Annotated in this window: 1 protein-coding gene; it reads right to left on the bottom strand. The window is 42.4% G+C overall.

Annotation, left to right across the window (positions count from 1 at the left end; genetic code table 11):
• Positions 1-140: 140 nt before the first annotated feature.
• The gene (locus tag ACTWQM_RS19990; protein ID WP_443259893.1) at positions 141-1,310 is read right to left on the bottom strand and encodes an IS256 family transposase; all 1,170 of its coding nucleotides are present in this window, start codon (positions 1,308-1,310) and stop codon (positions 141-143) included.
• Positions 1,311-1,407: the final 97 nt, after the last annotated feature.

Below are 1,407 nucleotides of genomic sequence, written 5' to 3'. Positions count from 1 at the left end.
AGTCAAGTCCTTAATATTGTGTAAAATACAAATACAGTATTTTCAACCACATTTAGGGTATATTAGTAATTTTGGAATAGGAGGGGGCCATGGCCCCCTCCTATTCCAAAATTTTCGGCCAGCTGCATCTCCCTTTATTTCTACATTTTTAAAAATGTACGCTTGCCAAGATCCAAGACATCTTCGTGGTCCATCAGTACAGCGCCTATCAATCGAAAGGCGGATTGCTGATTCGGAAACGTGCGGATAACTTTCTCTCTCCTCCGAATCTCGGAGTTCAATCTTTCCAGCACATTGGTGGTACGAAGACTAACATGATAGGCTACTGGTTCTGCATAAAACTGCGTGGCATCATCAAAGCCCTCATCCAGTATAGCAATAGCCTTCCTGTACCCCTTCTCTTCTTCATATTCCGAGATGAATTGGTCTTTGAGAGCTCGTGCTTGGTCAATATTGCTTGTACGGAAAATCGTTTTCAACAATGACTTCGCTTGTTCGGAATTCTTACGGGGCAGAGTATCTATCATATTCTTTAGCATATGGACAGTGCAACGTTGCCAGCTCGTCCCGATGAATGCTTTCGGAATGGCGGCTTTTAGTCCGGCGTGCGCATCCGAAATGACGAGTCGTGGAGATTGCAGGCCTCTGGATTTGAGCGATTCAAAAAACTCATACCAGCTAGTTTCCGATTCTGCATGATCCACTTTTAGCCCTATTACCTCTCGTTTATTTTCATTATTGACGCCAAGGGCTAGGTAAACAGCTTTCGAGACTACTTTCTGATCTTCGCGCACTTTGATGTACATGGCATCTACGTATACATAACGAAAATGCATTATGTTAAGCGGGCGGTTTGCCCAATCATTGACAACAGGATCAAGCTTTTGAGTGAGATTGGACACCATGGATTTCGACACAGACTCGCCACATAGCTCTTCCATGATTTTGGTTACTTTCCGTGTGGAAACGCCATTGACGACCATTTCCAGCATCGAAAGTAAAAGGGCCTTATCACAACGGGAATATCGTTCAAATACTTCTGTAGAAAATTCACCGCTACGTGTACGAGGAACCTTCAAACTAATCTTACCGGAGGGCAGAAGGTATTCTCTTTCATAATAGCCATTGCGATAATCAGTGCGGTCTGAATTGCGTTCATGTGAGCTTGCTTGGATATACTCATCCCGCTCTGTTTCCATGTATTGATTCAGTATGAGTACCAATGAGGACTTGACCACATCGTTTAAACCGGAGTCTAGCACCTCACCTTTAAGTTTCTCAAAATCTAGTGTAAAATTGATTTGGGACATCATAAATTCCTCCTCTACATTATTTTCGTGGTTGAAAACATTGTAACATGAGGACTTATGGTGTCCTTTCTTTTTACACAATTATATAGACTTAATC

The organism is Virgibacillus sp. L01, from assembly GCF_052246775.1.
Taxonomy (GTDB): Bacteria; Bacillota; Bacilli; order Bacillales; family Amphibacillaceae; genus Lentibacillus.
This window is presented reverse-complemented; position numbering and strand designations above follow the sequence as displayed.